This window comes from Streptomyces sp. NPDC024555 (assembly GCF_055559335.1).
In genome coordinates this window covers 20,262-46,319 of sequence record NZ_JBVHKV010000023.1, presented here as the reverse complement: position 1 = coordinate 46,319, position 26,058 = coordinate 20,262, and the positions used below count along the sequence as shown (strand labels likewise).

24 protein-coding genes are annotated in these 26,058 nt (G+C 71.8%); 9 read left to right on the top strand and 15 right to left on the bottom strand.

The annotated features are described in order from the left end of the window. Positions 1-65: 65 nt before the first annotated feature. The 5 genes from ACZ4FH_RS31165 to ACZ4FH_RS31145 all read right to left on the bottom strand — a co-directional run bounded on the left by ACZ4FH_RS31165 (position 66) and on the right by ACZ4FH_RS31145 (position 6,424). The gene (locus ACZ4FH_RS31165; RefSeq protein WP_467309123.1) at positions 66-1,508 is read right to left on the bottom strand and encodes an MFS transporter; all 1,443 of its coding nucleotides are present in this window, start codon (positions 1,506-1,508) and stop codon (positions 66-68) included. Further along, positions 1,505-2,611, bottom strand: a complete 1,107-nt coding sequence (locus tag ACZ4FH_RS31160) for an SMP-30/gluconolactonase/LRE family protein (RefSeq protein ID WP_467309122.1) — start codon at positions 2,609-2,611, stop codon at positions 1,505-1,507. Before ACZ4FH_RS31160 ends, ACZ4FH_RS31165 begins: the two co-directional genes overlap by 4 nt. Positions 2,612-3,007: 396 nt before the next feature. After that, positions 3,008-4,531, bottom strand: coding sequence for a DUF2637 domain-containing protein (locus ACZ4FH_RS31155; RefSeq protein WP_467309190.1), 1,524 nt, complete (start codon positions 4,529-4,531; stop codon positions 3,008-3,010). Between the two features lie 166 nt (positions 4,532-4,697). Beyond that, positions 4,698-5,465, bottom strand: coding sequence for a DUF3558 domain-containing protein (locus tag ACZ4FH_RS31150; protein WP_467309121.1), 768 nt, complete (start codon positions 5,463-5,465; stop codon positions 4,698-4,700). A gap of 155 nt (positions 5,466-5,620) precedes the next feature. Further along, positions 5,621-6,424, bottom strand: a complete 804-nt coding sequence (locus tag ACZ4FH_RS31145; RefSeq protein WP_467309120.1) for a DUF3558 domain-containing protein — start codon at positions 6,422-6,424, stop codon at positions 5,621-5,623. 170 nt (positions 6,425-6,594) lie between these two features. On the opposite strand from ACZ4FH_RS31145, the gene ACZ4FH_RS31140 reads away from it, so the two are divergent. Next, the gene (locus ACZ4FH_RS31140; RefSeq protein ID WP_467309119.1) at positions 6,595-7,788 is read left to right on the top strand and encodes an RtcB family protein; all 1,194 of its coding nucleotides are present in this window, start codon (positions 6,595-6,597) and stop codon (positions 7,786-7,788) included. A gap of 54 nt (positions 7,789-7,842) precedes the next feature. On the opposite strand, the gene ACZ4FH_RS31135 is transcribed toward ACZ4FH_RS31140, so the two are convergent. The 3 genes from ACZ4FH_RS31135 to ACZ4FH_RS31125 form a co-directional block, all read right to left on the bottom strand. After that, positions 7,843-8,727: a hypothetical protein gene (locus tag ACZ4FH_RS31135; protein ID WP_467309118.1), complete on the bottom strand. Its 885-nt coding sequence runs from the start codon at positions 8,725-8,727 to the stop codon at positions 7,843-7,845. Between the two features lie 173 nt (positions 8,728-8,900). Beyond that, entirely contained in the window at positions 8,901-9,659 is a 759-nt protein-coding gene (locus ACZ4FH_RS31130) for an SDR family NAD(P)-dependent oxidoreductase (protein WP_467309117.1), read from the bottom strand. Between the two features lie 54 nt (positions 9,660-9,713). Then, positions 9,714-10,049, bottom strand: a complete 336-nt coding sequence (locus ACZ4FH_RS31125) for a YnfA family protein (RefSeq protein ID WP_385114496.1) — start codon at positions 10,047-10,049, stop codon at positions 9,714-9,716. 75 nt (positions 10,050-10,124) lie between these two features. On the opposite strand from ACZ4FH_RS31125, the gene ACZ4FH_RS31120 reads away from it, so the two are divergent. Continuing rightward, positions 10,125-10,616, top strand: coding sequence for a MarR family winged helix-turn-helix transcriptional regulator (locus tag ACZ4FH_RS31120; protein WP_467309116.1), 492 nt, complete (start codon positions 10,125-10,127; stop codon positions 10,614-10,616). On the opposite strand, the gene ACZ4FH_RS31115 is transcribed toward ACZ4FH_RS31120, so the two are convergent. The 5 genes from ACZ4FH_RS31115 to ACZ4FH_RS31095 all read right to left on the bottom strand — a co-directional run bounded on the left by ACZ4FH_RS31115 (position 10,613) and on the right by ACZ4FH_RS31095 (position 14,415). Then, the gene (locus ACZ4FH_RS31115) at positions 10,613-11,344 is read right to left on the bottom strand and encodes a Mut7-C RNAse domain-containing protein (protein WP_467309115.1); all 732 of its coding nucleotides are present in this window, start codon (positions 11,342-11,344) and stop codon (positions 10,613-10,615) included. The two genes, ACZ4FH_RS31120 and ACZ4FH_RS31115, sit on opposite strands and share 4 nt — an antisense overlap. Positions 11,345-11,414: 70 nt before the next feature. After that, positions 11,415-12,254 carry an NAD(P)H-binding protein gene (locus ACZ4FH_RS31110; protein WP_467309114.1) on the bottom strand — a complete coding sequence of 280 codons (840 nt, stop codon included), beginning with the start codon at positions 12,252-12,254 and terminating at the stop codon, positions 11,415-11,417. A gap of 167 nt (positions 12,255-12,421) precedes the next feature. Then, a complete protein-coding gene (locus ACZ4FH_RS31105) occupies positions 12,422-13,243 on the bottom strand; it encodes a DUF6597 domain-containing transcriptional factor (protein WP_467309113.1) in 822 nt (273 codons plus the stop codon). Positions 13,244-13,301: 58 nt separating this feature from the next. Continuing rightward, positions 13,302-13,583, bottom strand: a complete 282-nt coding sequence (locus ACZ4FH_RS31100; protein WP_467309112.1) for a hypothetical protein — start codon at positions 13,581-13,583, stop codon at positions 13,302-13,304. Between the two features lie 244 nt (positions 13,584-13,827). Further along, entirely contained in the window at positions 13,828-14,415 is a 588-nt protein-coding gene (locus ACZ4FH_RS31095) for a hypothetical protein (protein ID WP_467309111.1), read from the bottom strand. A 130-nt stretch (positions 14,416-14,545) separates the two neighbouring features. Between ACZ4FH_RS31095 and hemL the strand changes: the two genes are divergently transcribed. From hemL to ccsB, 7 genes are all read left to right on the top strand, one after another. Then, positions 14,546-15,862, top strand: a complete 1,317-nt coding sequence (gene hemL / locus ACZ4FH_RS31090) for a glutamate-1-semialdehyde 2,1-aminomutase (RefSeq protein WP_467309110.1) — start codon at positions 14,546-14,548, stop codon at positions 15,860-15,862. Next, entirely contained in the window at positions 15,859-16,548 is a 690-nt protein-coding gene (locus ACZ4FH_RS31085) for a histidine phosphatase family protein (RefSeq protein WP_383650575.1), read from the top strand. Before hemL ends, ACZ4FH_RS31085 begins: the two co-directional genes overlap by 4 nt. 287 nt (positions 16,549-16,835) lie before the next feature. Continuing rightward, positions 16,836-18,098, top strand: coding sequence for a polysaccharide deacetylase family protein (locus ACZ4FH_RS31080; protein ID WP_467309109.1), 1,263 nt, complete (start codon positions 16,836-16,838; stop codon positions 18,096-18,098). A 67-nt stretch (positions 18,099-18,165) separates the two neighbouring features. Continuing rightward, a complete protein-coding gene (locus ACZ4FH_RS31075; RefSeq protein WP_383650569.1) occupies positions 18,166-18,774 on the top strand; it encodes a TlpA family protein disulfide reductase in 609 nt (202 codons plus the stop codon). A gap of 4 nt (positions 18,775-18,778) precedes the next feature. Further along, positions 18,779-19,540: a cytochrome c biogenesis CcdA family protein gene (locus ACZ4FH_RS31070; RefSeq protein ID WP_467309108.1), complete on the top strand. Its 762-nt coding sequence runs from the start codon at positions 18,779-18,781 to the stop codon at positions 19,538-19,540. A 6-nt stretch (positions 19,541-19,546) separates the two neighbouring features. Then, positions 19,547-21,262 (top strand): cytochrome c biogenesis protein ResB, encoded by a 1,716-nt coding sequence (gene resB, locus ACZ4FH_RS31065; RefSeq protein WP_467309107.1) that lies wholly within the window; start codon positions 19,547-19,549, stop codon positions 21,260-21,262. Then, positions 21,259-22,341 (top strand): c-type cytochrome biogenesis protein CcsB, encoded by a 1,083-nt coding sequence (gene ccsB, locus ACZ4FH_RS31060; RefSeq protein ID WP_467309106.1) that lies wholly within the window; start codon positions 21,259-21,261, stop codon positions 22,339-22,341. Before resB ends, ccsB begins: the two co-directional genes overlap by 4 nt. 63 nt (positions 22,342-22,404) lie before the next feature. Here the strand turns inward: ccsB and ACZ4FH_RS31055 are convergent, their stop codons facing one another. Both ACZ4FH_RS31055 and ACZ4FH_RS31050 read right to left on the bottom strand, forming a co-directional pair. Then, positions 22,405-23,970 (bottom strand): ABC transporter substrate-binding protein, encoded by a 1,566-nt coding sequence (locus ACZ4FH_RS31055; protein WP_467309105.1) that lies wholly within the window; start codon positions 23,968-23,970, stop codon positions 22,405-22,407. Then, the gene (locus ACZ4FH_RS31050; protein WP_467309104.1) at positions 23,963-26,053 is read right to left on the bottom strand and encodes a hypothetical protein; all 2,091 of its coding nucleotides are present in this window, start codon (positions 26,051-26,053) and stop codon (positions 23,963-23,965) included. Before ACZ4FH_RS31050 ends, ACZ4FH_RS31055 begins: the two co-directional genes overlap by 8 nt. Between the last annotated feature and the right edge of the window lie 5 nt (positions 26,054-26,058).

The following is a 26,058-nucleotide window of genomic DNA, read 5'->3' as shown; positions in this document are numbered from 1 at the left end:
TCGGGACGGGCAGTAGGGGCGGAACGGGGCGGTGCGAGGCGGTACGGAAGGGACGGCGCGGCGCGTCAGTGGGCCGCGACCGACACCTGCTCCCGGTTCTCGGCGTCCGCCAGATCACCGGCCCGCTCCGCACTGCGCCGGATGAACAGCCCGCTCAGCGCGCCGAGCATCACCACGGCCACCCCGATCCACAGCGCGGCCTCCAGACCGTCCGTGAACGCCGAGGCCGGGTCGCCCGAGGTGTTCGAGGCCACCTGACGGCTGAACACCGTGGTCAGCGCCGCCACCCCGAGCGCACCGCCGAACTCGCGGCTGGTGTTGTTGGCGCCCGACGCCTTGTTCTGCTCGTTCTCCGGCACCGCCGAGATCACCGTGGCCGGGTTGCCGGCGAAGACCAGCCCCATGCCGATCCCGGCCAGCGCCAGCGCCGGCACCATCGCGCCGTACCCCACGTCCGGAGTGACGACCAGGGCGATCCAGCCCAGCCCGATCCCCTGGAGCGCACAGCCCGCGGCCTGCAGCACCCCGCCGCCGATCCGGTCCACGAACTGGCTCGCCACCGGCACCACGAACATCGGCGCCAGCGTCCACGGAATGGTCCGCAGCCCCGCCTCGAACGGCGAGTAGCCCATCGGGCCCTGAAGGAACTGGGTGAGGAAGAAGATCGAGCCGAAGACCCCGAAGTACATCGTGATCGACACGACGTTGCTCAGCACGAACGCCCGCGCCCGGTACATGTGCGTCGGAATCAGCGGAGTGCTGCTGGACCGCTCGGAGACGATGAACGCCACCGCCAGGACCACCGTCAGCGACAGCCCGATCAGCGTGTTCGGACGGCCCCAGCCGTGGTCCGCCGCCGAGACGATGCCCCAGACCGCCGAGACCACCGAACCGGTCACCAGCACCATGCTCGGAATGTTCAGACTGCGCTCACGGCCCCGGCTCTCCGCCACCGCCCAGAGCGCCAGCGGCAGCGCGATCACACCGACCGGCACATTGATCCAGAAGATCCAGCTCCAGTCGATCTTCTCCGTCACCAGACCACCGGCCAGCGGACCCGCCGCGATACCGAGGCCGTTGACGCCGCCCCACACACCGACCGCGAGATTGCGCTGCGCCCGCGAGACCGCGCCCACCGCCAGGGTGAGCGACACCGGAAGGATCGCCGCCGCACCCGCGCCCTGGGCCACCCGGGCGATCACCAGCGTCACGACCGAACCGGCCATGGCACAGGCCACCGACGAGGCCGTGAACAGCGCCACACCGCCGAGGAACACCCGACGCCGGCCGAACCGGTCACCGAGCGCCGCACCGGCCAGCAACAGCCCGGCGAACGCCAGCACATAACCGTTCATCACCCACTGGAGCTCGGACTGCCGGACCTCGAAGTCCTTGCCGATCTCGGCGAGCGCGTTGGTGACGACGAGATTGTCGAGCGACACCATGAACATGGGCAGAGAGGTGGCCACCAGACCCCAGAGCGGGCCGCGACCTCGGGTTTCCGTCATCGGATCGTCCCCTTGCTGATGGAGGAGCTGCTGCTCGTGGAGGGATGGCGCGTGGGGGCGCAGGGCAGGCGACGCAGGACGATCCGGTCGGAGACCTGCCCGACCAGGACCGTGCCCACCTCACCGCTGAGCACGTAGTCGCCGTACGGGGTCACGGCCACCGTCGTCGGACCGGCGGCGGGCCAGTCGTCCACCCGCGAACGGACCCGGGCGCTGCGCCAGCCGTCCTTCGAGTCCACGACCGTGACGGCGTCGACACCGCCCGGCGCACCGACGTTGGAGCCGATGTCGTTGGTCACGACGACCAGCGAACCGTCCGGACGCAGGGCCAGCCCGTCCGTGCCCACCAGGGGCTCCGGCAGCCGGACCTCGGCCACCCGGTGGCCCGGCCGGGCGTTCGGCGAGATCTTGTACATCGCGCCGTTGTCGTAGCGCAGCGCCAGCAGATAGCCGTCCGGGTGCCAGGTGATCCCGTTCAGCCCGACGATGTCCGCGGCGAACCGCGGGTCGGAGACGACCGGGGTGACCCGGCCCCGCAGATCGATCCGGTTGAGCGTCTGCGACACGGAGTCCGTGACGTAGATGTTCCCCTTCGGATCGAAGGTCAGGTCGTTGGCGAAGGTACGGGACAGCCCGCGCGCCACGTCGATGCGGCGCTGGAGCTTCCCGGTGTCCAGGGCGTAGACCGCCACGCCCGAGGTCGGCGGCTGGTCCCCGACCTCCAGACGCTGACGGATCCAGAAGTCGCTGTACGCGACCAGGATGCGGTTGCGGGCGACGTCCACCCGGACACCGAGCGTCGAGACCATGCCGATGCTCGGCGCCAGCTCGGTCACGGTGCCGTCCAGCCGGATCACCGAGAGGGTGCCCTTGAGGGCGGAGCCGACCAGGAAGGCACGGCGCGTGGGGTCCCAGGCGACGCCCTCCGGATAGACATCGGTCGCCCGGGTGTCGATCACGGCAGGACCGGCGTGACGGCCGGCGACCGCGGCCGCCGTGGAGGGGGCGGCGGCCAGCGCGGGAGCCGGCAGGGCTATCGGCGCGATCGCCGTGAGAACGGCCGCGGAGGCGAGCACGGCTCGTAGCGGAAGGGCGCGGGACACGGTGTTCCTCTCATTGACGGGGCCGGCGGAATTCACCGCGCGAAGTGGACGGGGGGAAATGCGCGCACGGATCGTTCGGAAGCCGACGACGGAAGGACGGCGAAAAGCACAACGGACCGGAAGAAGAAAGGGTGACGCGAATGTGCGGCAGCAGAGAATGCCTGTTCGGGGGGGGGCGGTTCCTGGGTAGGGGAACCGGCCTTCGCGCTGTCGTGCCGTGCCGTGGTTCGTATTCATTTGCGGTACGTCAACGAATCTAGGCGGGCCGCGCGACGATATGTAGAGGACCTAGGACGTATCGGCCGTGCCCCTTAAGAGACATCGCCCCGGACAGCACGGAGGGCCGCCACCCGGTCACGGGTGACGGCCCTCGTCGGAAGCACGCGGTTCAGCGGATCACGCGATGTGCTCCGCCTCCTGCTCCTTGTGGTAGCGGTTCTTGAACCCCTGGATCAGCTGCCGCAGCAGCGCCACACTCCGCGGGTGACGCACATTGTGGGCGTCCGACAGATGTATGTCGAGCACCTCGATGCTCGGATACGTGTTGTTCTCGGTCACGAACTTCGCGAACACCTCGTACGCCAGCTCACCGAACTCGGCGTCCTCCTGCGCCCACTTCTCGGCCCACTCCTCGGCCGCCTCTGCCACCGGCTGCTCCTGGACCGGCACCGCGCCACCCTGCTCCTGCGTGGAGACGGGCACCTGGGCCGCCAGCGGCTCCTGCACCGCGATGTGCTCCCGAGCGACGACCGGCCCCGGCACTTGCTCCTGGACCGGCACCTGTGCCTGCGCCTGCACGGGCCCCTGCATCTGCCCCTGCACCGGCCCCTGCTGGACGGGCACCTGCTGGACAGGCCCCTGCTGGACGGGCATCTGCCCCTGGACCGCGCCGATCGTGCCGACGTCCCCCAGCGGACGCATCCGCCCGCCCGGACCCGTGGGAACCATCACCGGGGAGGGTTCGAGCCCCTCGATGTACGTCGGGTCGTACGCGCCCGCGTACGCGTCCATCTGCGCCTGCGTCGCGAACCACGGGTTCTGGGCGGAATCGGCGTCGGGGCCGGCGGGCTGCTGCACGGGCCCCTGCTGGAGCTCCTGCCCCGCGTACTGCTGCCGGAGCTCCGGCCCGGCGTCCTGGTCCTGCCGCGGCGCGGCGGCGAGTTCGGGCTGCGCGGCGGCCGGGGCGGGGGTCTCCACGGCGGCCGGGACCGGCGACGGGGGCAGGAGCACCGGCTCCACCCCGGCGGCCGCCAGTCCGGCCGGACCCGTGTCGGCCAGCGGCACACCGTACTTGGCCAGCCGCAGCGGCATCAGGGACTCCACCGGCGCCCTGCGGCGCCAGTTGCGCCCGAACCGGGCCTGCAACCGGGCCTGGTAGATCAGCCGGTCCTGTTCGAGCTTGATGACCTGCTCGTAACTGCGCAGCTCCCACAGCTTCATGCGCCGCCACAGCCGGAACGTGGGCACCGGCGACAGCAGCCAGCGGGTCAGCCGCACGCCCTCCATGTGCTTGTCGGCCGTGATGTCCGCGATCCGGCCGACCGCGTGCCGGGCCGCCTCGACGGCCACGACGAACAGCACCGGGATCACCGCGTGCATGCCGACGCCCAGCGGATCGGGCCAGGCCGCCGCGCCGTTGAACGCGATGGTCGCCGCCGTCAGCAGCCAGGCCGTCTGCCGCAGCAGCGGGAACGGGATGCGCAGCCAGGTCAGCAGCAGGTCCAGCGCGAGCAGCACACAGATGCCGGCGTCGATGCCGATCGGGAAGAAGTACGAGAAGGTGCCGAAGCCCTTGTCGATGGCGAGTTCGCGCACGGCCGCGTACGACCCCGCGAAGCCGATCCCCGCGATGAGCACCGCACCGGCGATGACGAGCCCGATGAGTATCCGGTGCGTGCGTGTCAACTGCATCGCGGCCACCCGCGATCCCCTCCCCATATACGTTTCCGGCGGGCACAGCCTGGCACATGCCGGGCCGGGCCGTCGCGCGGGGAGGGGCGAAGCCCGGCCCCCGCGAGGGAACCGGGCTTCGCACGTCCGGGCACGGACCCGGCCGCCGGCGGCCGGGCGGGCGCGTACCGGGAGGTCAGCCGGTCTTCGCGGAGGCGGAGGCCTTCGGCGAACCGCTCGGCTCGGTCTTCGCGCCCTCGTTGGCGTCGGCGACCGAGGCGACGGCCTCCTTCGCCGCCTTCTCGGCGCCCTTCAGGATGTCGGCGCCCGACGGCGTCTTCGCGCCGGCGTACCCCGCCCCGTTGTAGTTGACGGTGACGACGACGTTCCCCGTACGGGCGATGACCGTCGCGTACTTGAAGTCCTCACCCGTCTTGCTGAGGTCGTACGTGATCGCGGTCGCCTGCTCGCCGAGCCCGGCCACGGGGACGGTGGCGAGCTTCTTGGCGCCCTCGGCCGCCTGGGCCTTGGCGACCTGCTTCTTGTAGTCCTCGGCGGCCCGGTCGGCGCCGCTGCCCAGCGCCTGGTCGGAGGCGGAGCGGGTGAAGCCGACGTCGAGCCAGCGGTACTGGGAGCCCTTGACGCCGTTGTCGTCCAGACCGTTCCAGGAGCAGCCGCCGCGGGCGGCGGCGTCGGAGGACTTGCTCCGGGTGCCGCTCTTGGTCTTCACGGACGGCACGAGGGAGGTGACCGTCTTCGCGGAGACGGAGTCGCACGGCTCGGGCAGCTCGGCGAACTTGGCCGGCGCGACGGCCGGCTCCGTCTTCGACGGCTGCGGCGCGGCGGACGAGGCGTCGTCCTTCTTCCCGCCGTCGGAGTCCGACGAACAGCCGGCGACGACGAGCATCACCGGAACGGCGGCGCAGGCGAGTATGCGGGCGAGTCGCGGAGCTGATCGGTGCATGGTTCCTTCACTCGGGTGGCGCGGCGGTCGGGCTGCCAGACGATCGGGGACGGTGTTCCGGAGGGCCACGGTACGACGGACGGGCGCCGGACGCCGCCTCGGCGCCGGGCCGCGCGGACCGGGCCCGGGGCCGCCGGAGCGGCCCGGGAACGGCGTCATTCGCTGAAGCGGTCGACCAGTTTCTGGCCCAGTGCCTGGGCCTTGTCCTGGAGTTCCTTGCTGTCCGGGACCTCCGTGGGGAGGGCGGGCTGCACGGTGTACGCGATGGTGACGATGACGTTCGATGTGCGGAACACCACGCTGACCGTGCGGTGCTGCGCGGTGGAGCCGGCCCGGGTGAGCGCGTCGTCGAGGAACGCGCTGTCCCCGAGCGAGTCGAGCACCCGGGGCCGCAGGTCCTCGGCCGGGGCCCCGGCGCCCCCGTCCGCACCGGCGCTCGGGGTGACCCCCGGACCGGGCGACGCCGCGCCGTCCTTGGCCCCGTCCTTCGCGTCCCCGCCGCCGTCCCCGCTGTCGGCGGTGAGCCCGGACGCGGGCAGATCGGCGGCGGACTCCTTCTTCGCGTACACCTCGCGGGCCCGGTCGTCGTCGCTGACGGCCGGGTCGTACGAGACGACGCGCTCGAAGTCCACGGAGAGGCTGCGGGAGCCCTCCGGGGCGTCCGACTTCCACGCGCAGCCCACCCGCCGGTCGGTGTCGAAGGTCCCGGCGGGCGTCCCCTCGTACACCTTCTCCTGCTGGGCCTCGGGCAGCTGGGCGGCGCCCGGCAGGAGGTCCTTCAGGGTGCTGGGCGAGAGGGCCCGGCAGGGCTCGGGGAGCGTGCGGTACTTGCCCGGCGGGGCGGCGGAGGCGGCCAGGGTCCCGGGCTTGCTGTCGGTGGTGGACGCGTCGCCCTCACCGCCGGCACTGCAGCCGGCGACGAGCGCGGCGATCAGCACGGCGCCGGGTACGTACGCCATTCGTCGCACGGTCCTGGGCTCCCTTCGCGCGAAAAACGGTTGCCGCCCGATGGCGGCCGGTGGAGACAATGTGTATCGCACGCGCTGCCGTGGACGCCGGTCGACCGACTCTTTTGCCGACCTTGGTGCCGGTTTTGCGCTTTCAGGCTTTTCGGGGGAATCGAGGGATTATGTCGTATGTAGAGGTACCGGGTGCGAAGGTTCCCATCCGGATGTGGACCGATCCGGCGTCCGTCGAGGACGTCGCGATGGCGCAGCTGCGCAACGTCGCCACCCTGCCGTGGATCAAGGGCCTGGCCGTCATGCCCGACGTCCACTTCGGCAAGGGCGCCACCGTCGGCTCCGTCATCGCGATGCACGGCGCGGTCTGCCCGGCCGCCGTCGGCGTCGACATCGGCTGCGGCATGTCCGCCGTCAAGACCTCCCTCACCGCCAACGACCTCCCCGGCGACCTCTCCGGCCTCCGCTCCCGCATCGAGCGCGCCATCCCCGTCGGCCGCGGCATGCACGAGGACCCGGTCGACCCGTCCCGCCTCCCCGACCTCGCGGCGGTCCGCTGGGACGACTTCTGGGCGCGGTTCGACGGAGTCGCCGAAGCGGTCAAATTCCGTCAGGAACGGGCCACGAAGCAGATGGGAACGCTCGGCGGGGGAAATCACCACATCGAGGTATCCCTCGACGAGGACGGTGCCGTCTGGCTGACGCTGCACTCCGGTTCGCGGGCCATCGGCAAGGAACTGGCGGACTTCCACATCGGGCAGGCGCAGAAGCTGGCGCACAACCAGGGACTGGTCGACCGCGATCTGGCCGTCTTCCTCGCGGACACCCCGGAGATGGCGGCCTACCGCAACGACCTGTACTGGGCGCAGGAGTACGCCAAGTACAACCGCGCCGCGATGATGGCGCTCATGAAGCATGTGGTCCGCAAGGAGTTCAAGAAGGCCAGGGTCTCCTTCGGGCAGGAAGTCAGCTGCCACCACAACTACGTGGCGGAGGAGCGGTACGAGGGCATGGACCTGCTGGTCACCCGCAAGGGCGCGATCCGGGCGGGCGGCGGCGAACTGGGCATCATCCCCGGCTCCATGGGCACGGCCACGTACATCGTGAAGGGCCTCGGCAACGAGAAGGCCTTCAACTCCGCCTCGCACGGCGCCGGCCGCCGGATGAGCCGGAACGCCGCCAGGAAGCGCTTCTCGGCCAAGGACCTGGAGGAGCAGACACGGGGCGTGGAGTGCCGCAAGGACTCCGGCGTCGTGGACGAGATCCCGGGCGCCTACAAGCCGATCGAGCAGGTCATGGACCAGCAGCGCGACCTGGTCGAGGTCGTCGCCAAGCTGAAGCAGGTCATCTGTGTGAAGGGCTGAGGCGTGGGCGGAAGCCGCCCGGAGGCATCCGGGGGCCACCCGCCCACGCATCGGTCAGCAGCCGGCCGACCTGTCGGCGGAAGCTGTGGCCCGGCCCGATTTCAGCCGCCACAGCCGGACGGAGCAACTGGCCACGCTCCGGTCGAGTTCGGGTGCCGCGAGGTCGGCGCTGTCGAGCCGTAGGAGCACTTCGTCCTCCCACGGTTTCCAGCGACGGTTCGTGCCGCGTGGCTTCGTTCCCGGAGGACGCTGCCAGGCACGGACGGCCGACGCGGCCTCCTGCTTGCGGCTCAGCGCGAGGGAGCCGGGGTAGTAGAGGTGCTCGACGAGGCCGACCGCCGCTTCCATGGTGTACATGACGTTGTAGACGCCGTCGCGCGCGTTGCGCGAGATGATGCGCCGGGCCCCGGTGACCTTTTTCGCGTAGAAGCAGAGGTAGGCCCCCACGGCTGTGCTGGCCGTGGTCAGGGAGACGAACGGGAAGCCCTGGCCGGTGAGGCCGACCGAGCCGTCGGCGTCGATGACGCCGCGAAGGTAGTCACGGGCCGAGAAGTCGACGCGGGGCGGCGTGATGCGCCGCGACTTGCGCCCGTAGGGAACGCCCAGTTCGTTGATCAGGGAGCGGGCTTCGAGCGCCCAGACCGTCCAGATCGCGGAGTGGTGCCGCTCGGAGAAGTTGGTGGAGCGGATCCGCTCGGTGATACGGCTGTTGTACGGGGTCAGCTCCTGGAACTGCTGGAGTATCGCGATGTCCCGCACGTTGATCTCGACGCTCAGACGGCCCTTCCGCCCCGTACCGGCATGGAGATGGCCGTCGGCCTGGATGAAGCCGAACATGTAGGCGTACCGGCCGTCGGTGAGGTCCATGAAGCCGGTCGTGCGGGGCGGAAGATCGCCGAGGTCGAAGAGTGCGGGGGCGCTAGGGTCGTGCTCAGCCACGGGAAGCCCACTTCCTTGGTGGTGAGGCTCTCGGCCTGGACTGGATATCCGGCCGGGAGCCGATCTGCGTGAAGGTACGTCGACCGTAGGCAGAGAGCACGCCGGGATTGCGGGGGATCGATCCGGTTCCCTCGAACGGGTGGCCAGGGTGTTCGAGCCCCGGCCCCGCCGTCCTACGCCGTCCGGTGCACCTTCGCGTTGGAGGCCTGGGCGCGGGGGCGGACGACCAGGAGGTCGATGTTGACGTGGCTGGGGCGGGTGACCGCCCAGGTGATGGTGTCGGCGACGTCGTCGGCGGTGAGGGGGGCGTCGACGCCGGCGTAGACCTTGGCGGCCTTCTCGGTGTCGCCGCGGAAGCGGGTGGTGGCGAACTCCTCGGTCCGGACCATGCCGGGGGCGATCTCGATGACGCGGACCGGGGTGCCGACGATCTCCAGGCGCAGGGTCTCGGCGAGGACGTGCTCGCCGTGCTTGGCGGCCACGTAGCCGCCGCCGCCCTCGTAGGTGCCGTGGCCGGCGGTCGAGGAGAGGATGACCACCGTGCCGTCGCCGCTCGCCGTGAGGGCGGGCAGGAGGGCCTGGGTGACGTTGAGGGTGCCGATCACGTTGGTCTCGTACATCCGGCGCCAGTCGTCCGGGTCGCCGGTGGCGACCGGGTCCGCGCCGAGCGCTCCGCCCGCGTTGTTGACGAGGACGGCGAGGGAGCGGAACGCGGTGGCGAACTCGTCGACGGCGGCGCGGTCGGTGACGTCCAGCTGGTACGCGGTCGCCTGGTGGCCGGCCGCGGTGATCTCGGCGGCCAGCGCCTCGATGCGGTCCTTGCGGCGGGCGGTCAGCACGACACGGTGGCCGGCGGCCGCGAGCTGCCGGGCGGTCGCGGCACCGATGCCGCTGCTCGCACCGGTGACGACGGCGATGGGGGTTGCGGCCATGGCGGGCTCCTCGGACAGCGGATCGGTACGGGGCCCAGGATAGGCAGCGGCGGTTCAGCGGTGGCGCGGGGCGTACATGATCACGGCCATCCCGGCCAGGCAGACCAGCGCCCCGGTCACGTCCCAGCGGTCGGGCCGGTAGCCGTCGGCGACCATGCCCCAGGCGATCGAACCGGCGACGAAGACCCCGCCGTACGCCGCCAGCACCCGCCCGAACTCGCCGTCCGGCTGGAGCGTGGCGACGAAGCCGTAGGCGGCCAGGGCGAGGACGCCCCCGCCGATCCAGGCCCAGCCCCGGTGGTCCCGGACGCCCTGCCAGACCAGCCAGGCACCCCCGATCTCGAAGAGGGCGGCGAGGACGAAGAGCGCGAGGGAACGGGCCACGGACATGGCAGCAGGGTGTCATGCGGGGCGCCGCGCCCGCGTACCGCCCGGGGAGAATTCCCTGCGCCGTACACTCTCTGCATGCCGCAGAAGTCATCGTCCCGCCGCAGCGCCCTGCTGGCCGAGCTGGCCGTCACCTCGCGCCGCTACATGGCGTCGTACGCCCTGTTCAACCAGGCGGTGGCCGACCGTCTGGGGCTCCACCCCACCGATCTCCAGTGCCTCAACCTGCTCGGTCTGGAGGAGGAGCCGGTCACCACGGGCCGCGTCGCGGAGCTGACCGGGCTCACCACCGGATCGGCCACCCGGCTGGTCGACCGGCTGGAGAGGGCCGGATTCGTGACCCGCGCCCGGGACACGGCGGACCGGCGGCGGGTGCTGGTGGCCACCGTGCCCGAGCGGATGGCGGAGGTCGGCGCCGTTTGGCAGCGGCTCTCGGGCCGCTGGGACACCCTCTTCGAGCCGTACGACGACGACGAGATCGCGCTGCTCATCGGCCATATGCGCCGGACCGTGGAGCTGAGCGCCGCCCAGATCGCCCTGTTGCGGGAGGGGACCGAGGGGGCCGGCTAGGCCGCGTCGCCGAAGTCCCGTACCGCCTCCGCGACGATCGCCTCCAGCCGGGCGTGGTGGGCGCCGCGCCAGTAGACCCGGCCGCAGTCGGCGCACTGGGCGAAGACGTCGTACGAGCGCTGCGTGCCGGCCTCCAGGCGGTCCCCGACGGAGTCCTTGTCGGCGGCCGTGAGCGCGCCGTTGCACGCGGTGCAGCGGGTCCAGGGGGCGAGCGGCGGGGCGAACCGGCCGAGGACGTCGCGCAGTTGCTCCTCGGGCCGGTCGCTGTAGACGTACGCGCCGGCCCAGATCTCCCGCCGGTGCAGCAGTCCCCGGTCGCGGGAGAGCAGCACCCGCCGCTCCCGTGCGGAGCGTGCGGCGAGGGCCGGGTCGCCGATGTCCTCGCTCTCGTACGCGGTGTCGACGCCGAGCAGCCGCAGCCGCCGGGCGAGGGTGCCGAGGTGGACGTCGAGCAGGAAGCGCAGGGGTGCGCCGGGGACCTGCTGGGGGCGTGGGACGGCCCGCACCTCGATGTGTTCGCCGGCCGCCGGGACGTGGGAGGCGGGGACGGGGCGTCCGTCGGCGAGGAGTTCGCCGGCCTCGGTGAGCGGGACGCCGAGGGACTCCACGACGTGGCCGAGGGTGGACACGCCGTCGGTGGTGACGGCGGTGCGTCCGCCACGCCGCCCGTGCGCGACGAAGAGCCGCAGTCCGGGGGCGACGTCGAAGGTGATCTCGGGTCCGTTCACGCGGTCAGGATGCCATCGGGGCGCGGGGGCGGGCCACGGGTTTCGGGCGGGGCCGGGTGGTCCGCGCGGTTCAGGGGCGGAACGCGTCGGCGTGGTCGGCGGCCCAGTCGGCGAACGTGCGGGCGGGGCGGCCGGTCAGCTCCTGGACGGTGCCGGTGACGTCGTCGGGCAGTCCGTCGGTGGTGGCGAGGTGGTCGAGCAGGGCCACGGCGATGTCCGCGGGGATGAAGGAGGCCACGGAGTCCAGCCAGGCCTCGCGGGTGACGGGGCGTGAGCCGACCGGGTTGCCGCAGGCGCGGCCGATGATCTCGACCTGTTCGGCGACGGTCATGGAGGCGGGTCCGGTGAGGTGGTGGGCGCCGCCGCGCAGCCGGGGGTCGGTGAGGACGGCGAGGGCGGAGGCGGCGACGTCGGCCTCGTCAATGGGGCTGATGCCGCTGTCGGGGTAGGGCAGTTCGACGGGGCGGCCGGCGCGGAAGGCGGCGGACCACTGGCGGGCGTTGCCCGCGAACGCGCCGGGGCGCAGCAGGGTCGTGGTGAGGGAGGAGCGGGTCAGGGCCTGTTCCACGGTGTGGTGGAGGGCGGCGACGGGGTTCGCGGTGGGGTCGGGGGCGAGGACGGAGCTGGAGGAGAGCAGGACGACGTGCTGCACTCCGGCCCGTTCGGCGGCGGTCACGAACTCGGTGATGCGGGAGGGCTCGGCGTAGAGGAAGACGGAGTCGGCGCCGTCCAGCGCGGGGGCGAAGGTGGCCGGATCGCCGAGGTCGCAGGCGACGGCGGGCACGCCGTCCGGGGGCGCGAGCTCCTGGGGGCGGCGGGAGGCGGCGCGCACGGGGCGGCCCTCGTGGTGCAGGAGCGTGACGAGGGCGGAGCCGATGCGGCCCCGGGAGCCGGTGACGAGCGTGGTCATGGGGGAGGGGTCTCCTCGGATGCGGATGCGGATGCGGATGCGGATGCGGGCGGTGGGGCGGTGGAGCGGTGGGGCCGGGCCTCGTGGCGGTCCGGCGGGTTTCACTGTGTCACACATAAGCTGCGTCGCGCAGATAATTGTTCGCGGGCTCCCGCGTCCGGTCCCGCTCAGTGGTCCGCGAGTGCGGTCGGCGGTACCCCGAGCGTGGCGGTGAAGTCCCGCACCAGATGGGCCTGGTCGCTGTAGCCGAGGTCGGCGGCGAGCGCCGCCCAGTCCACCCCGGGCCCGGAACCGGCCCGCTCCAGCGCCTCGTGGATGCGGTAGCGGAGGATGACCCACTTGGGGCCGACGCCCACGTACGCGGCGAACAGCCGTTGCAGGGAGCGCACCGAGACGCCCTCCGCGCGGGCCAGCCCGTCGACGCGGCGCACCGTGCGGTCGGTGCGCACCAGGTCGGCCAGGGCCATCGCCCGGTGGGCCCGTGGGTCGGGTGCGGGGCGGAGCGCCCGCAGGTACGCGTCCAGCGCGGCCACCCGGGCGTTCTCGTCACCGGCGTCCAGCACCGCCGACGGCGGTGCGGGCGGGGTGAGGACCCGGGGCGCGGGGAGCCGGCGCCCGGTCCACCGGGACACCGGCGCTCCCGGTGCGAAGGGCCGGAAGCCGCCGGGCCGGAACTGCACCCCGCAGACCCGCCCGGTCCCCTCCAGCCGCTGGGTGAAGAGGCCGAGCCCGATCCCCGAGACCTCGGCGGATCCGGCCGCCTCGTCCCCGCAGCCGGCGTACCGGCCGAAGACCAGGTTCACGCTCGGGTGCGGGACGAGCCGGGAGACGTACGGCTCGGGCAGGTCCCAGTCGATCAGCCAGTAGTGCTCCAGGTACGGCCGCAGCTCGGGGGCCGGTGTCCGGCGGCGGAAGCGCACCCGCGCGAACAGTCCGGGGGCGTCGACGATGCCCCGGGTGTCGCGCCGGGGGCCGTGGGGATCGGACATGGCGGCAGAGCCTAGGGGCCGCCACTGACAATGCCCCGGCATCCGGCCCGGTACGGCGCTACGGGCGCGCCTTGGCCCGGATCCGGCCGGGTGCGGGGGCGCCACCGTCGCGGGTCCTCGCCCCGGGTCCGTCGTACAGCTCCTCGAAGGTGCCGTAGGCGTCGTCCACGATCCGTTCGGCGTCCCGGAGCATGGCCTGCTCGGCCAGCCGGGCCGCCTGGTGGGTGTACGGCGACGGGGGTGCCGGGTGGCGCCGCCGCCACCAGGTCTCGGCCAGTGCGTAGAGGCCGCTGGCGAAGACCAGCACGGGAATGGACAGAGCCAGCAGAATGTCGCCCACGGCAGACCTCCCTCGATGTCGGTGCCCCGTGCATCGGCAGGTTCGGCAGGTCAGCTGAAGATCATTCTTCGGCCAATGAATGGCCGGATAGTGGTGGCCAGGAAGCGCTCTTCGTGCAGGTCGGAGCCGGTGGCGCGGGGGCTGGACCGTGTGTTCGGCGAGGGGCTCCGGGGCGGGCCGTGCGTTCGGCGGGAGTGTGTTCGGCCCGGCGCCCGCGGACGGCCCGGACCGCGGGGTCCGGTGCCTACGGCCACACCAGGCAGTACGCCTGGTGGCCCGCGTCGTGCAGCCGGTGGCTGAAGTCCTGCCACTCGTGGAGGAGCTGGTACACGTTGAAGGCGTCGCGCGGGCCGCCCCGGTCCGGGACCGTGGACCAGATGAAGGCCGCCGCGCCGACGGACTCCTCGCCCACGCCGCGCAGCGGGTCGACCACGGTCATGGGGAGCTTGACCACCGCGTAGTCGGGGTGGAGGACGACCAGCTCCAGCGGCGGGACCTTGTGCAGAGGTATGCCCTGTATGCCGGTGAGGACCATCGCGGCCACCGTCTCCGGCTTGATCTTGGTGAACATGCCGCCCATGCCCAGCTCGTCGCCGCCCAGCTCCTCCGGGCGCATGGAGATGGGCACCCGGGCGGCCGTGGCGCCGTCGGGCGCGCCGAAGTACTTGTAGGTCACCCCCACCCGGCCGCTCCTGCCTCCGGCGCCCACGAGCGGCGCGTCACCGGACGGCACGTCCTGTTCGCGCTCGGCCTCGCGCCGGTGCCTGCCCCGCCGGGCAGGCTCGGGTCCCAGGCCGTCGGTCCCTTCGCCCACTCCGCCACCGCGATGCATATCTCATCCACCCGACTACTTAACTAGGAGACACAGCCCCCGCCGCGCAACCCGATCATCGTGTCAGTGACCTCCCCCGCGGGCGTGCGGTGAAACACCTGTCCGCAACTCCGTCCGCGGCTCTGACACCATGGCATGTGTGAGCTTTCCCTATGACGCCCCAGTTTCGCAGACGCTTTTCGACCGCGCGTCCCTCGTGACGCCCGGCGGCGTGAACTCTCCCGTCCGTGCTTTCCGCGCCGTGGGCGGTACGCCCCGGTTCATGGTGTCCGGTACCGGTCCGTATCTCACGGACGCGGACGGTCGTGAGTACGTCGACCTCGTGTGCTCGTGGGGGCCGATGATTCTCGGCCATTCCCACCCCGAGGTCATCGCCGCAGTCCAGGAGGCCGTCGCCCGCGGCACCTCGTTCGGTACGCCCGGCGAGGGCGAGGTCGCGCTGGCCGAGGAGATCGTGGCCCGGGTCGAGCCCGTGGAGCAGGTGCGGCTGGTCTCGTCCGGCACCGAGGCGACCATGTCCGCGATCCGCCTGGCCCGCGGTTTCACCGGCCGGGCGAAGGTCGTGAAGTTCGCCGGCTGCTACCACGGCCACGTGGACGCGCTGCTGGCCTCCGCCGGGTCCGGGGTGGCCACCTTCGGGCTGCCCGACACGCCCGGGGTCACCGGCGCGCAGGCGGGCGACACCATTGTGCTGCCGTACAACGACCTGGAGGCCGTCCGGGCCGCCTTCGCCGCGCAGCCCGGCGAGATCGCCTGTGTGATCACCGAGGCGTCCCCGGGCAACATGGGCGTCGTCCCGCCGCTGGACGGGTTCAACGCGGGGCTCAAGGAGATCTGCGCCGCCAACGGCGCGCTGTACATCTCCGACGAGGTCATGACCGGTTTCCGTACCTCGAAGGCCGGCTGGTTCGGCGTCGACGGGGTGCGGCCGGACCTGATGACCTTCGGCAAGGTCATGGGCGGCGGCTTCCCGGCCGCGGCCTTCGGCGGGCGCGCCGACGTGATGGCGCACCTGGCCCCGGCCGGCCCGGTCTACCAGGCGGGCACGCTGTCGGGGAACCCGGTCGCCACCGCCGCCGGGCTGGCCCAGCTGCGGCTGCTGGACGACGCCGCGTACGCCACGGTCGACGCGGTCTCCGCGGAGATCCGGGGGCTGGTGAGCGAGGCCCTGGCCAAGGAGGGCGTCGCGCACACCGTGCAGGCGGCGAGCAACATGTTCTCCGTCTTCTTCACGGAGGGCCCCGTGAAGAACTACGAGGACGCCAAGCGGCAGGAAGCCTTCCGCTTCACCCCGTTCTTCCACTCGATGCTGGCGCAGGGGGTCTACCTCCCGCCGTCCGCGTTCGAGTCGTGGTTCGTCTCCACCGCCCACGACACCCGGGCCGTCGAGCGGATCGCCGCCGCGCTGCCCGCCGCCGCCCGCGCCGCATCGGAGGCCACCGCATGAGTGAGAAGAGCCGCGCCGACCTCACCGTCGTCCATCTGATGCGCCACGGGGAGGTGCACAACCCGGAAGGCGTGCTCTACGGGCGCCGCCCCGGCTACCACCTCTCGGAGCTGGGCCGGAAGATGGCCGACCGGGTCGCCGAGCACCTGGAGAAGCGCGACATCACCCATGTCGTCGCCTCCCCGCTGGAGCGGGCCCAGGAGACGGCGACGCCGATCGCCACGACGCACGGGCTCGACCTCGCCACCGACGAACGGCTGATCGAGGCGGCCAACGTCTTCGAGGGCAAGACCTTCGGGGTCGGGGACGGCGCGCTGCGCAAGCCGGACAACTGGAAGCACCTCACCAACCCGTTCCGCCCGTCCTGGGGCGAGCCGTACATCGAGCAGGTCGTCCGGATGATGGGCGCCCTGGACGCGGCCCGCGACGCGGCGCGCGGCCACGAGGCGGTCTGCGTCAGCCACCAGCTGCCGATCTGGATCGTCCGCAGCTTCGTGGAGCGCCGCCGGCTCTGGCACGACCCGCGCAAGCGCCAGTGCACGCTGGCCTCGCTGACCAGCTTCACGTACCAGGGCGACAAGATCGTCTCGGTCGGCTACACCGAGCCGGCCCGGGATCTGGTGCCCGCGCATCTGCTGGCCGGGGCCAAGCCGGTCAAGGGCGCGTCGAAGGGGTTCGGCGCCTGATCCTTGTGCGCGGCGGAAGCCGGAGGCGGATGGCCGGGAGCGGATGTGATCGCTCCCGGCCCGCTTTTTGACCAGTCGTGATCCAACTGGGCGGAATCTGGTCGTCCGGTGTTTCCGTACGCGAGGTTCGGGGCGGTTTCGGCGTAGGTCTTGTGTTCGGTCATCGCCAGGCCCTGGTTCCGTAAAGAATTGTGTGTTAATTCGAGGAACCTCCGTGTTGCTTCGCCCATCTAAGCCATTGCCAGTTTGTATGGACTTGAGGCAATACGACCGGAGATGGGAACCGCATGCGCGACATCAGCCGAAGGGGTTTGCTCGGAGCCGGACTCGGGGCGGCCGCCGCCGTCGGGGTGGCGGGATGCGGTTCCTCCGGTTCGCCGGAGACGGACCGGACCGCACCGGACAAGGGGACGAGGGGGGAGAAGGGCGCCGACGGCGCGGTCAAGGGCGGGAAGCCCGCGAAGAAGGACGTCCGCGCGATCGGGGACGGTTCCACCGCCGACACCGGCAGGCAGCCGCGCCAGCCGGCCGCCCCGCTCCCGCTGGAACCCGGCCAGACGCCCCCGCAGTTCGTGATCCTCTCCTGGGACGGGGCCGGCGAGGTCGGCAACGGGCTCTTCCCGCGATTCCTCGAACTCGCCGAACAGCACAACGCGTCGATGACCTTCTTCCTCTCCGGGCTCTATCTGCTGCCCGAATCGAAGAAAACCCTCTACCGGCCGCCCAACAACCGCGTCGGCGCCTCGGACATCGGCTATCTCACCGACGGCCACATCAAGGAGACGCTGAAGAACGTCAGCCGGGCCTGGCTCGACGGCCACGAGATCGGCACGCACTTCAACGGCCATTTCTGCGCCGGTTCCGGATCGGTGGCCGGCTGGACCGCGGACCAGTGGCAGAGCGAAATCGACCAGGCGGTCTCCTTCGTCACCGAATGGCGCACGAACACCGGCTGGACCGATCTCGATCCGCTGCCCTTCGATTACCGCAAGGAACTCGTCGGCGGGCGCACCCCCTGTCTGCTCGGACAGGACAATCTGCTCCCCACCGCGAAGAAGCTCGGCTGGCGCTACGACGCCAGTTCGCCCGGCGGCACCCAGGTCTGGCCCAGCAAGCGCATGGGCGTCTGGGACCTGCCCCTCCAGGGCATCCCCTTCCCCGGGCACACCTTCGAGGTCCTCTCCATGGACTACAACATCCTGGCCAACCAGTCGCAGAATTCGACCCGGGGAATGCCCTCCCGCTATCCCGGCTGGCGCGACCAGGCCACCCAGTCGTACATCAAGGGATTCCAGCGCGCCTACGAGACGAACCGCGCCCCCTTCTACATCGGAAATCACTTCGAGGAGTGGAACGGCGGTATCTACATGGATGCCGTCGAAGAGGTGCTCAAGCACATCGCGGGGAAGCCGGATGTGCGCCTCGTCTCCTTCCGGCAGTTCGTCGACTGGCTCGACGTACAGGATCCGGCGGTGCTCGCCAAGCTGCGTACGCTCCAGGTCGGCGAGGCGCCCGCGGGCGGCTGGAACGCCTTCTTTAAACAGGCCTGACAACGGGCTTTACGGGCACCGAGGGGGGTGCCCAAGATCCCCGAAACGGTCATGCGAAACTTTTCACATGAGCCATGGCCGCGTACCCCGACGCCGCTTCACCCTGCTCGCCGCCCCCGCGGCGGCCGTCGCGCTCGCCCTCACCCTGAGCGCGTGCGGATCCGGCAACACGACGAGTGGCGGCGGCGACACCAACTTCGTCACCGGCACCACCGGCATCTCCACCGCGGCCCGGGGCGAGCGGGCCGACGCCCCGAAGCTCGACGGCGAGACCCTCGACGGCAAGCAGCTCGACCTCTCCGCCTACAAGGGCAAGGTCGTCGTCCTCAACGCCTGGGGCTCGTGGTGCGCGCCGTGCCGGCTGGAGGCCAAGTACTTCACCAAGGTGGCGAAGGCGACCGCCGGCCAGGGCGTCCAGTTCGTCGGGGTCAACACCCGCGACCCGGAGCGGGCCCAGGCCATCAGCTTCGAGGAGAACTTCGGCGTCACCTACCCGAGCTTCTACGACCCCACCGGAAAGCTCCTCCTGCGCTTCCCCAAGGGCACGTTCAAGCTCCAGTCCATCCCCTCGACCGTCGTCATCGACCGCGAGGGCAAGCTGGCCGCCCGCTATGTCGGCCCGCTCGACGACACCCGGCTGCGCGAGATGATCGACCCGCTGATCGCGGAGAAGTGATCAGGTGACCGCCCTCGCCGTTGTCACCCAGAACGAGACGGTTCTGAGCGGAGCGCTGCTGGCCGCCCTGCCGCTGGCCCTGCTCGGCGGACTCGTCTCCTTCTTCTCGCCGTGCGTCCTGCCGCTCGTGCCCGGCTACCTCAGCTACGTCACCGGGGTCAGCGGCGCCGATCTGGCCGAGGCCCGGCGCGGCCGCATGGTCGCCGGAGCCTCGCTCTTCGTGGCCGGCTTCACCGCCGTCTTCGTCTCCGGCGGCGCGCTCTTCGGCTACTTCGGCGACACGCTCCAGGCCAACAGCGGCCCGCTCACCAAGGTGCTCGGCGTCCTGATGGTCCTCATGGGGCTCTTCTTCATGGGCCTGATGCCGTGGATGACGCAGCGCGAGTTCCGCATCCACCGCAAGCCGGTGACCGGCCTGGTCGGGGCGCCGCTGCTCGGCGCGCTCTTCGGGATCGGCTGGACCCCGTGCCTCGGCCCGACGCTCAGCTCCGTCTCCATCCTGGCGATGGACCAGGGCACCGCCGGGCGCGGGGCGATACTGACCGTCGCGTACTGCGTCGGCCTCGGCCTGCCCTTCGTGCTCGCCGCCGTCGCCTTCCGCAAGGCGCTCGGCGCGTTCGGCTGGGTCAAGCGCCACTACGCCTGGGTCATGCGCATCGGCGGCGGCATGATGATCGTGACCGGGCTGCTCCTGCTGACCGGCGCATGGAGCAGCATGATGCAGGAACTGCAGGGCTGGTCGTCCGGCTTCCAGGTGGGGATCTGAGTACCGATGAGCAAGACCACGTCGAACGCCACTGAGGAGCGGGACGGCACGTCCGAGCTGGACGCCGCCGGATCCCAGCTCTCCACGGCCCCGCGCGAGGAGCCCCTGGCGAACCTCCCCGCCATGGGCGTGATCGGCTGGATCCGCTGGTTCTGGCGCCAGCTCACCTCCATGCGGGTCGCCCTGATCCTGCTCTTCCTGCTCTCGCTGGGCGCGATCCCCGGTTCGCTGATCCCGCAGAACAGCGTGGACCAGCTCAAGGTGGAGACGTTCAAGAACGCGCACACCACCGTCACGCCCCTCTACGAGAAGCTCCAGCTCTTCGACGTCTACAGCTCGGTGTGGTTCTCCGCGATCTACATCCTGCTGTTCGTCTCGCTCATCGGCTGCATCGTGCCGCGCACCGGCACCTTCGTCGGCCAGCTCCGCAGCCGCCCGCCGGGCGCCCCCAAGCGCCTCACCCGGCTGCCCGCGTACACCACCTGGCGCACCGCGACCGAGCCCGAGCAGGTCCACGAGGCCGCGGTCGCGATGCTCCGCAGGCGCCGCTACCGGGTCCACACCACCGGGGACTCCGTCGCCGCCGAGAAGGGCTACCTCCGCGAGGCCGGCAACCTGGTCTTCCACATCGCGCTGATCGTGATGCTGGTGGCCTTCGCCGTGGGGCAGCTCTTCAAGTCCGAGGGCGCCAAGCTGATCGTCGAGGGCGACGGCTTCTCCAACACGATCACCCAGTACGACGACTTCAAGTCCGGTTCGCTCTTCGACAACGACGGGCTGACCCCGTTCAGCTTCACCCTGGACGACTTCAAGGGCACCTACGAGCGCAGCGGCCCGCAGATCGGCACGCCGAGGACGTACGAGGCCCACATCACGTACTCCGAGGGCGCGTACGGCAAACCGAGGAAGACCGTCGTCAAGGTCAACGAACCCCTCGTCGTCGACGGCACCAAGGTCTACCTCAACGCCCACGGCTACGCCCCCGTGGTCTCCGTCAAGGACGGCCGGGGCAAGGAGGTCTACAAGGCCGCCGTGCCGCTGCTGCCCCTCGACAACAACGTCACGTCGAGCGGCGCGGTCAAGGTGCTGGACGGCTACCGCGACAAGAGCGGCAAGAAGGAGCAGCTGGGCTTCCAGGCCTTCTTCGTGCCGACCTTCGCGGGCAAGGGCAAGGGCACGATGTGGTCGCAGTTCCCGGCCGCCGACTTCCCCGTCCTCGCGCTCAACGGCTTCCACGGCTCGCTCGGTGTCGACTCCGGCATCGCGCAGAACGTGTACCAGCTGGACACGACGAAGATGAAGCCGTTCGAGGACGCCCAGGGCAACCAGCTCAAGCAGCGCCTCCTCGTCGGCGAGACGATGAAGCTGCCGAACGGGGCCGGCTCCATCACCTTCGAGGGGCTCCAGGAGTGGGCCAGCTTCCAGATCTCCGAGCAGCCGGCCAGTGGCTGGGCGCTCGGCGGGGCGGTCGCCGCGATCGCCGGACTCGCCGGTTCGCTGTTCATCCAGCGGCGCCGGGTCTGGGTCCGGGCCGTGCGCGGAGCGGACGGGGTGACCGTCGTCGAGATGGCCGGGCTCGGCCGCAGCGAGTCCGCGAAACTTCCCGAGGAGCTGGCCGGTCTCGCGGTCACGCTCAACGCCGAGGCGCCCACCGCGCCCGACACCGAAACGGACGCCGACGAGGCGTCCACCGCAGAGCCTGCCGAAGGGGCTGAGAAGTGAATCTCGCCGCCGCGACCAATGAGAACCTGGCGCACACCAGCAATGTGCTGATCTATTCGTCGATGGCCGTCTACACCCTGGCCTTCTTCGCGCACATCGCGGAATGGGTGTTCGGCAGCCGCAGCAAGGTCGGCCGCACCGCCGCCGCCCTGACCCCCGAGCAGGCCGCGGCCGGCACGGTGAAGGTCCGGGTGGCGCAGAAGGGCGGCGGCACCGCCGTCCTGGAACGGCCGACGATCGTCACCCGGTCCGCGCCGGGCTCCCGCGACGTCCCGGACGGTCCCGGCGCCGCCGGCGGCACCTTCCAGGGCGACCTCTACGGGCGGATCGCGGTCTCCATGACCGTGCTCGCCTTCCTGATCCAGGCGGGCGGCGTCGTCACCCGCGCGATGTCGGTGCAGCGGGCCCCCTGGGGCAACATGTACGAGTTCTCCATCACCTTCTCCACGGTGGCGGTCGGCACGTACCTGGCCCTGCTCGCCCTGCGCAAGAACGTCCGCTGGATGGGCCTGATCCTGGTCACCGCCGTGCTGCTGGACCTCGGTCTGGCGACCACGGTCCTCTACACCTCCAGCGACCAGCTGGTGCCCGCGCTCCACTCGTACTGGCTGTGGATCCACGTCTCCACCGCGATCATCTGCGGCGCGGTCTTCTTCATCGGCGGCATCGGCACGCTGATCTACCTGTTCCGCGACAGCTACGAGAACAAGATCGCGAACGGCGGCGAGCCGGGCACCTTCGCCCACTCGGTGCTCTCCCGGATGCCGTCCGCCTCGACCCTCGACAAGTTCTCGTACCGGATCAACGCGGCCGTCTTCCCGCTGTGGACGTTCACGATCATCGCGGGCGCGATCTGGGCGGGCGACGCCTGGGGCCGCTACTGGGGCTGGGACCCCAAGGAGGTCTGGTCCTTCATCACCTGGGTCGCGTACGCCTGCTATCTGCACGCCCGCGCCACCGCCGGCTGGAAGGGCCGCAAGGCCGCCTATCTGGCGCTGATCGCCTTCGGCTGCTGGATCTTCAACTACTACGGCGTCAACATCTTCGTCACCGGCAAGCACTCCTACGCCGGGGTCTGAGCCCCGACGCACGGAGACGGCCCGGCCCCGCGACTTGCGGGGCCGGGCCGTCTCCGTGCGCGGTCAGCGGGCGGACGCCGGGGGCAGGCACTGCTCGGCGGGCGGCTTCCCCTCCGGCCAGGCCAGGGCCGCGAACCGCTGGTGGGGCGGGTCCGGGGCCAGCTCCACGACGGGCACCGCCTTGTTGTACGGGTTGCCGTGGTTGTCCAGGCAGATCCAGCCGCTCGCCCCGCGCACCCGCAGCGAGCCCTTCACCCGCGGCCACTGGCCGCCCACGTCCGCCAGGTCCGGCAGCCGCTTGCCGTCCGTGGTGGCGCGCCGGACCGCCGTCACCGCGAGGGTCATCGCGTCGTGCGCGATGATCACCTGCCCGTCGGTCAGATCGTCGTGCGCGGTCGGCCCGATGGGTCCGGCGGGGGCCTTGCCGACCTCGGCGAGCAGGGTGGTGAACGCCCGGTAGTCCTCCGCCGAGCCACCGGTCGGCTTCTTTTTCCCGGCGGCCACCGGGGGCCAGGCGTCCGGATGGGCCAGCGAGGCGTATCGCACGGTGACCTTCCGGCGCAGCGCGTCCCGGTCGAGCTTCCTGTCGTCGCCCAGGTACGAACCCTCGTCGCCGGTGAGCACGGTGAAGCCGCGGCTCTGGCAGCCGCGCGCGCCCAGCGCGTTGACGAACTGCCGCAGCTGGACGTGGCGGCCGGCGAAGAACACGGTGTCGGCGTCGGTGTCGCAGATCAGATGCGTGATCTGCTCGAAGGTGTTGGCCGTGGTGCCCTCGTCGTACGGGTCCTTGCGCGAGGTGAACAGCTCCGGTTCGTAGCGCGAGCCCTTCAGCAGGGTGCTGAACGCCGACTTCAGGGTGTCGGTGTAGTGGTCGCCGCTCCGGGTGTCCTGGACGAGGAGCGCCTTGTCGGCCTTCACCTCGCCGAACGAGGCGAGCGCGCGGGCCTCGTCGCTGTTGGTGGGCGAGACCCGGGCCAGTCCGGGGTACGGGTCGCCGGCCGGGCCGTTGGCGATGTCGTCGGCGGTGATGGTGGAGCCGACGACCGGGATCCCGGCCCCGGTCAGCTCCCCGACCGCTTCCTTGGCCTGGGTGCTGCTGATCGCGACGCCGGAGACCGCGCGCAGCCGGTCCGGGGCGCCCGTCATCGCGCGCAGCCGCTCCACCACGGGACGCCAGAGGAGGCTGTTGCTGCCGGTGTTGGCGAGCACCACCCGGATCTGCGGCACCTGGCCGTTGGCGTGGTGGTTGGCCCGGTACTGGGCGGCGAACGCGCCCTGGAGCTCGTGCAGCACCTTGGTCTTCATGGAGGCGTCGGTGGAGGTCAGCGGGAGCAGCAGGGCGACCGTCGCGTACTGGCCGGCCTTCAGCGTGGCGTTCTCCCGGCCGATGGCCGCGGCGACGTCGGTGAGCTGGGACTGCCCGAAGTCGTATCCGTCGCCGGAGACGCCCACGCACTCCTCGCTGCCCTGCGGGCGGGCGACGCCCGGGGCGCAGGAGCGGTCCTCGGGGGCGGTGAGGCGGCCGATCCCGTACCAGCCGGTGCCGACGAGCAGCGCGCCCACCACCACGGAGGTGACGATCTTCTGCCGGGTCGTCCACCACAGCCGGTAGCGCAGCGGGTTACGCATGCGGACCGCCTCCGTCCGGTGCGGCGCCCGGGGGCATGGAGGGGGCCCGCCACTCCCGCAGATCGCGGGGCCAGTGCGTCGCCGCGTCCCAGAGCACCGCGTGCCCGGTCGGATGGCGGCCGGACAGCTGCCGCAGCTCGTGCGCCATTTTGTCGATCACCTCGTCGTCGGGCAGGGCCAGCGGATCGGACAGCAGCCACACGGCGTGCAGGAGCCGGCGCAGCTGGAGCTGGAGTTCGGCGGCGCGTTCGTCGAGTCCGGCGAGCGCGGCCCGTTCGTCGTCGGAGGAGGGCTCCCGGCCCAGGGCGATGTCCCGCCGCGGGTCGGGTCCGGTGCGGCCGGGCGGTCGGGGGTACGGGGCGGAGGCGATGAACCGCAGCGAGCCGAGCCAGCTCAGCACGTCGGGCCGGGCGAACTGCACCCGCAGATGGGTCACGCAGTCCTCGGCGGCGCCCAGCACCAGTTCCTGATGGAGCCGGTGGGGTTCGCTGGGGCAGGCGCCGCCCGCCGCGTAGGCGGAGCGCAGGGTCTCGTGGACGGCCCGCCAGACGGCGTGGTCCGGCGGGCCGCCGTCCTGGAAGCGCAGCCGGTGGAGCAGCAGGGCGCGCAGCAGCGGGTCGCCGACGAAGTGGTCCGGGTCGGCGGGCCAGCCCTCGGAGCGCAGGGCGTCGCGCACCCGCAGTGCCACGTCGCCGTCGAGCCGGCCGCGCAGCCGGGCCGTGGCCAGCAGCCGGGCCGAGTCCTCGCCGTGCGCGGCGGCCAGCACGCTGAGCACATCGGCGCGCTGGTCCGGCAGCAGCCGTGACAGCAGTTCCCCGGCCACGCGCAGGGGCGGCCGGTCCTCGCGCAGTTCCACGGTGCTGTCCAGCAGCGCGCCGGGGACCAGCGTGCCCGGCTCCGGTGCCTCGCCCGCCGCCTGGGCCAGCAGGGCCACCCCGAGCGGCCGGCCGCCGGTCAGCCGGTGCACTCCGCGGGCCAGTCCGGCGGGGGTGCGTCCGCGCGGGTCGTGGCGGTCCAGCGCGGTGCGGACGTGCTCGGGGTCCAGCGGGGTGAGGGCGACGGCGAGGATGCCGGAGGTGACCTCGGTGGACCGGGTCCAGTGCGAGGCGTGGGCGACCTCGGGCAGCCGGTGGCGCACCGCGTGGCTCAGTCCGGCGTGGTCCTGGACGCGGGAGGAGGCGATCACCGCGATCCGGTCGCGGACCCCGGCGGCCCGCCGCCGCAGCAGCGGTTCGACGAGCCGGCGGCCGAGCGGGGTGTGGGCGTTGTCGAGCAGCAGGAGGGGCCGGCCGCGCCGGGCGCCGCGCGCCAGTCCGCCGTAGGCCTGCACCAGGTCCTCGACCAGGGCGAGGACGAGGTGGTCCTCGGCGCGGCGGCGCAGATCGCCGCCGCGTTCGAAGTCGACGGCGAGCTGCCGCAGTCCGATCCGGCCGTTGCCGCCGGCGTGCGGATAGCTTCCGTACCACTGGGCGGTGCGCCGCTGGAAGCGGTTGAAGGACTCCTCCAGGACGGTCTCGACGGTCGCCTCGGCGATCATCCCGGCCATCGGGGCGACCGCGTCGAAGGCCCCGGCGGCGAGTTTGGTCAGCACCTTGGTGACCCAGCCGGTGGCGGCGTCGCCCCGGCTGTCGACGGTGGCCAGGACCGGGCCGAGGGACTGGAGGTCGCGCTGGGCCCGGGATTCGTCCTCGCGCCGCCAGGAGACCGAGGCGACCGCGACCAGGCCGAGGCCGAGCCGGGGGAAGGGCACCGGGCGGGCGCCGTGCACCCGGGCGGTGAGCTGGGTGGCCAGTTCCGGCAGGACGGCGGTGACCGGGGTCCAGGCGGGGCCGGGGTCCAGGGGCGGGCGGACGTCCTCGCAGTCGGCCAGGGCGAGCGGGGTGATCTCCCGGTACAGGGTGCGCAGCTGCTTGAGCGCGGCGGTCTTGCCCATGCCCCGGCCGCCGGTCAGCACCACGACGGGCGGGTCGTCGCCGTGTTCGGGGGTGACCCGGCGGGCGCCGTGCGGGGTGAGGCCGGTGAGACGTGCCGCGAGCCCGTCGTCGTCGAACAGGGCCTCGCGCCCGTACAGCTCTCGCTCCACAGCAC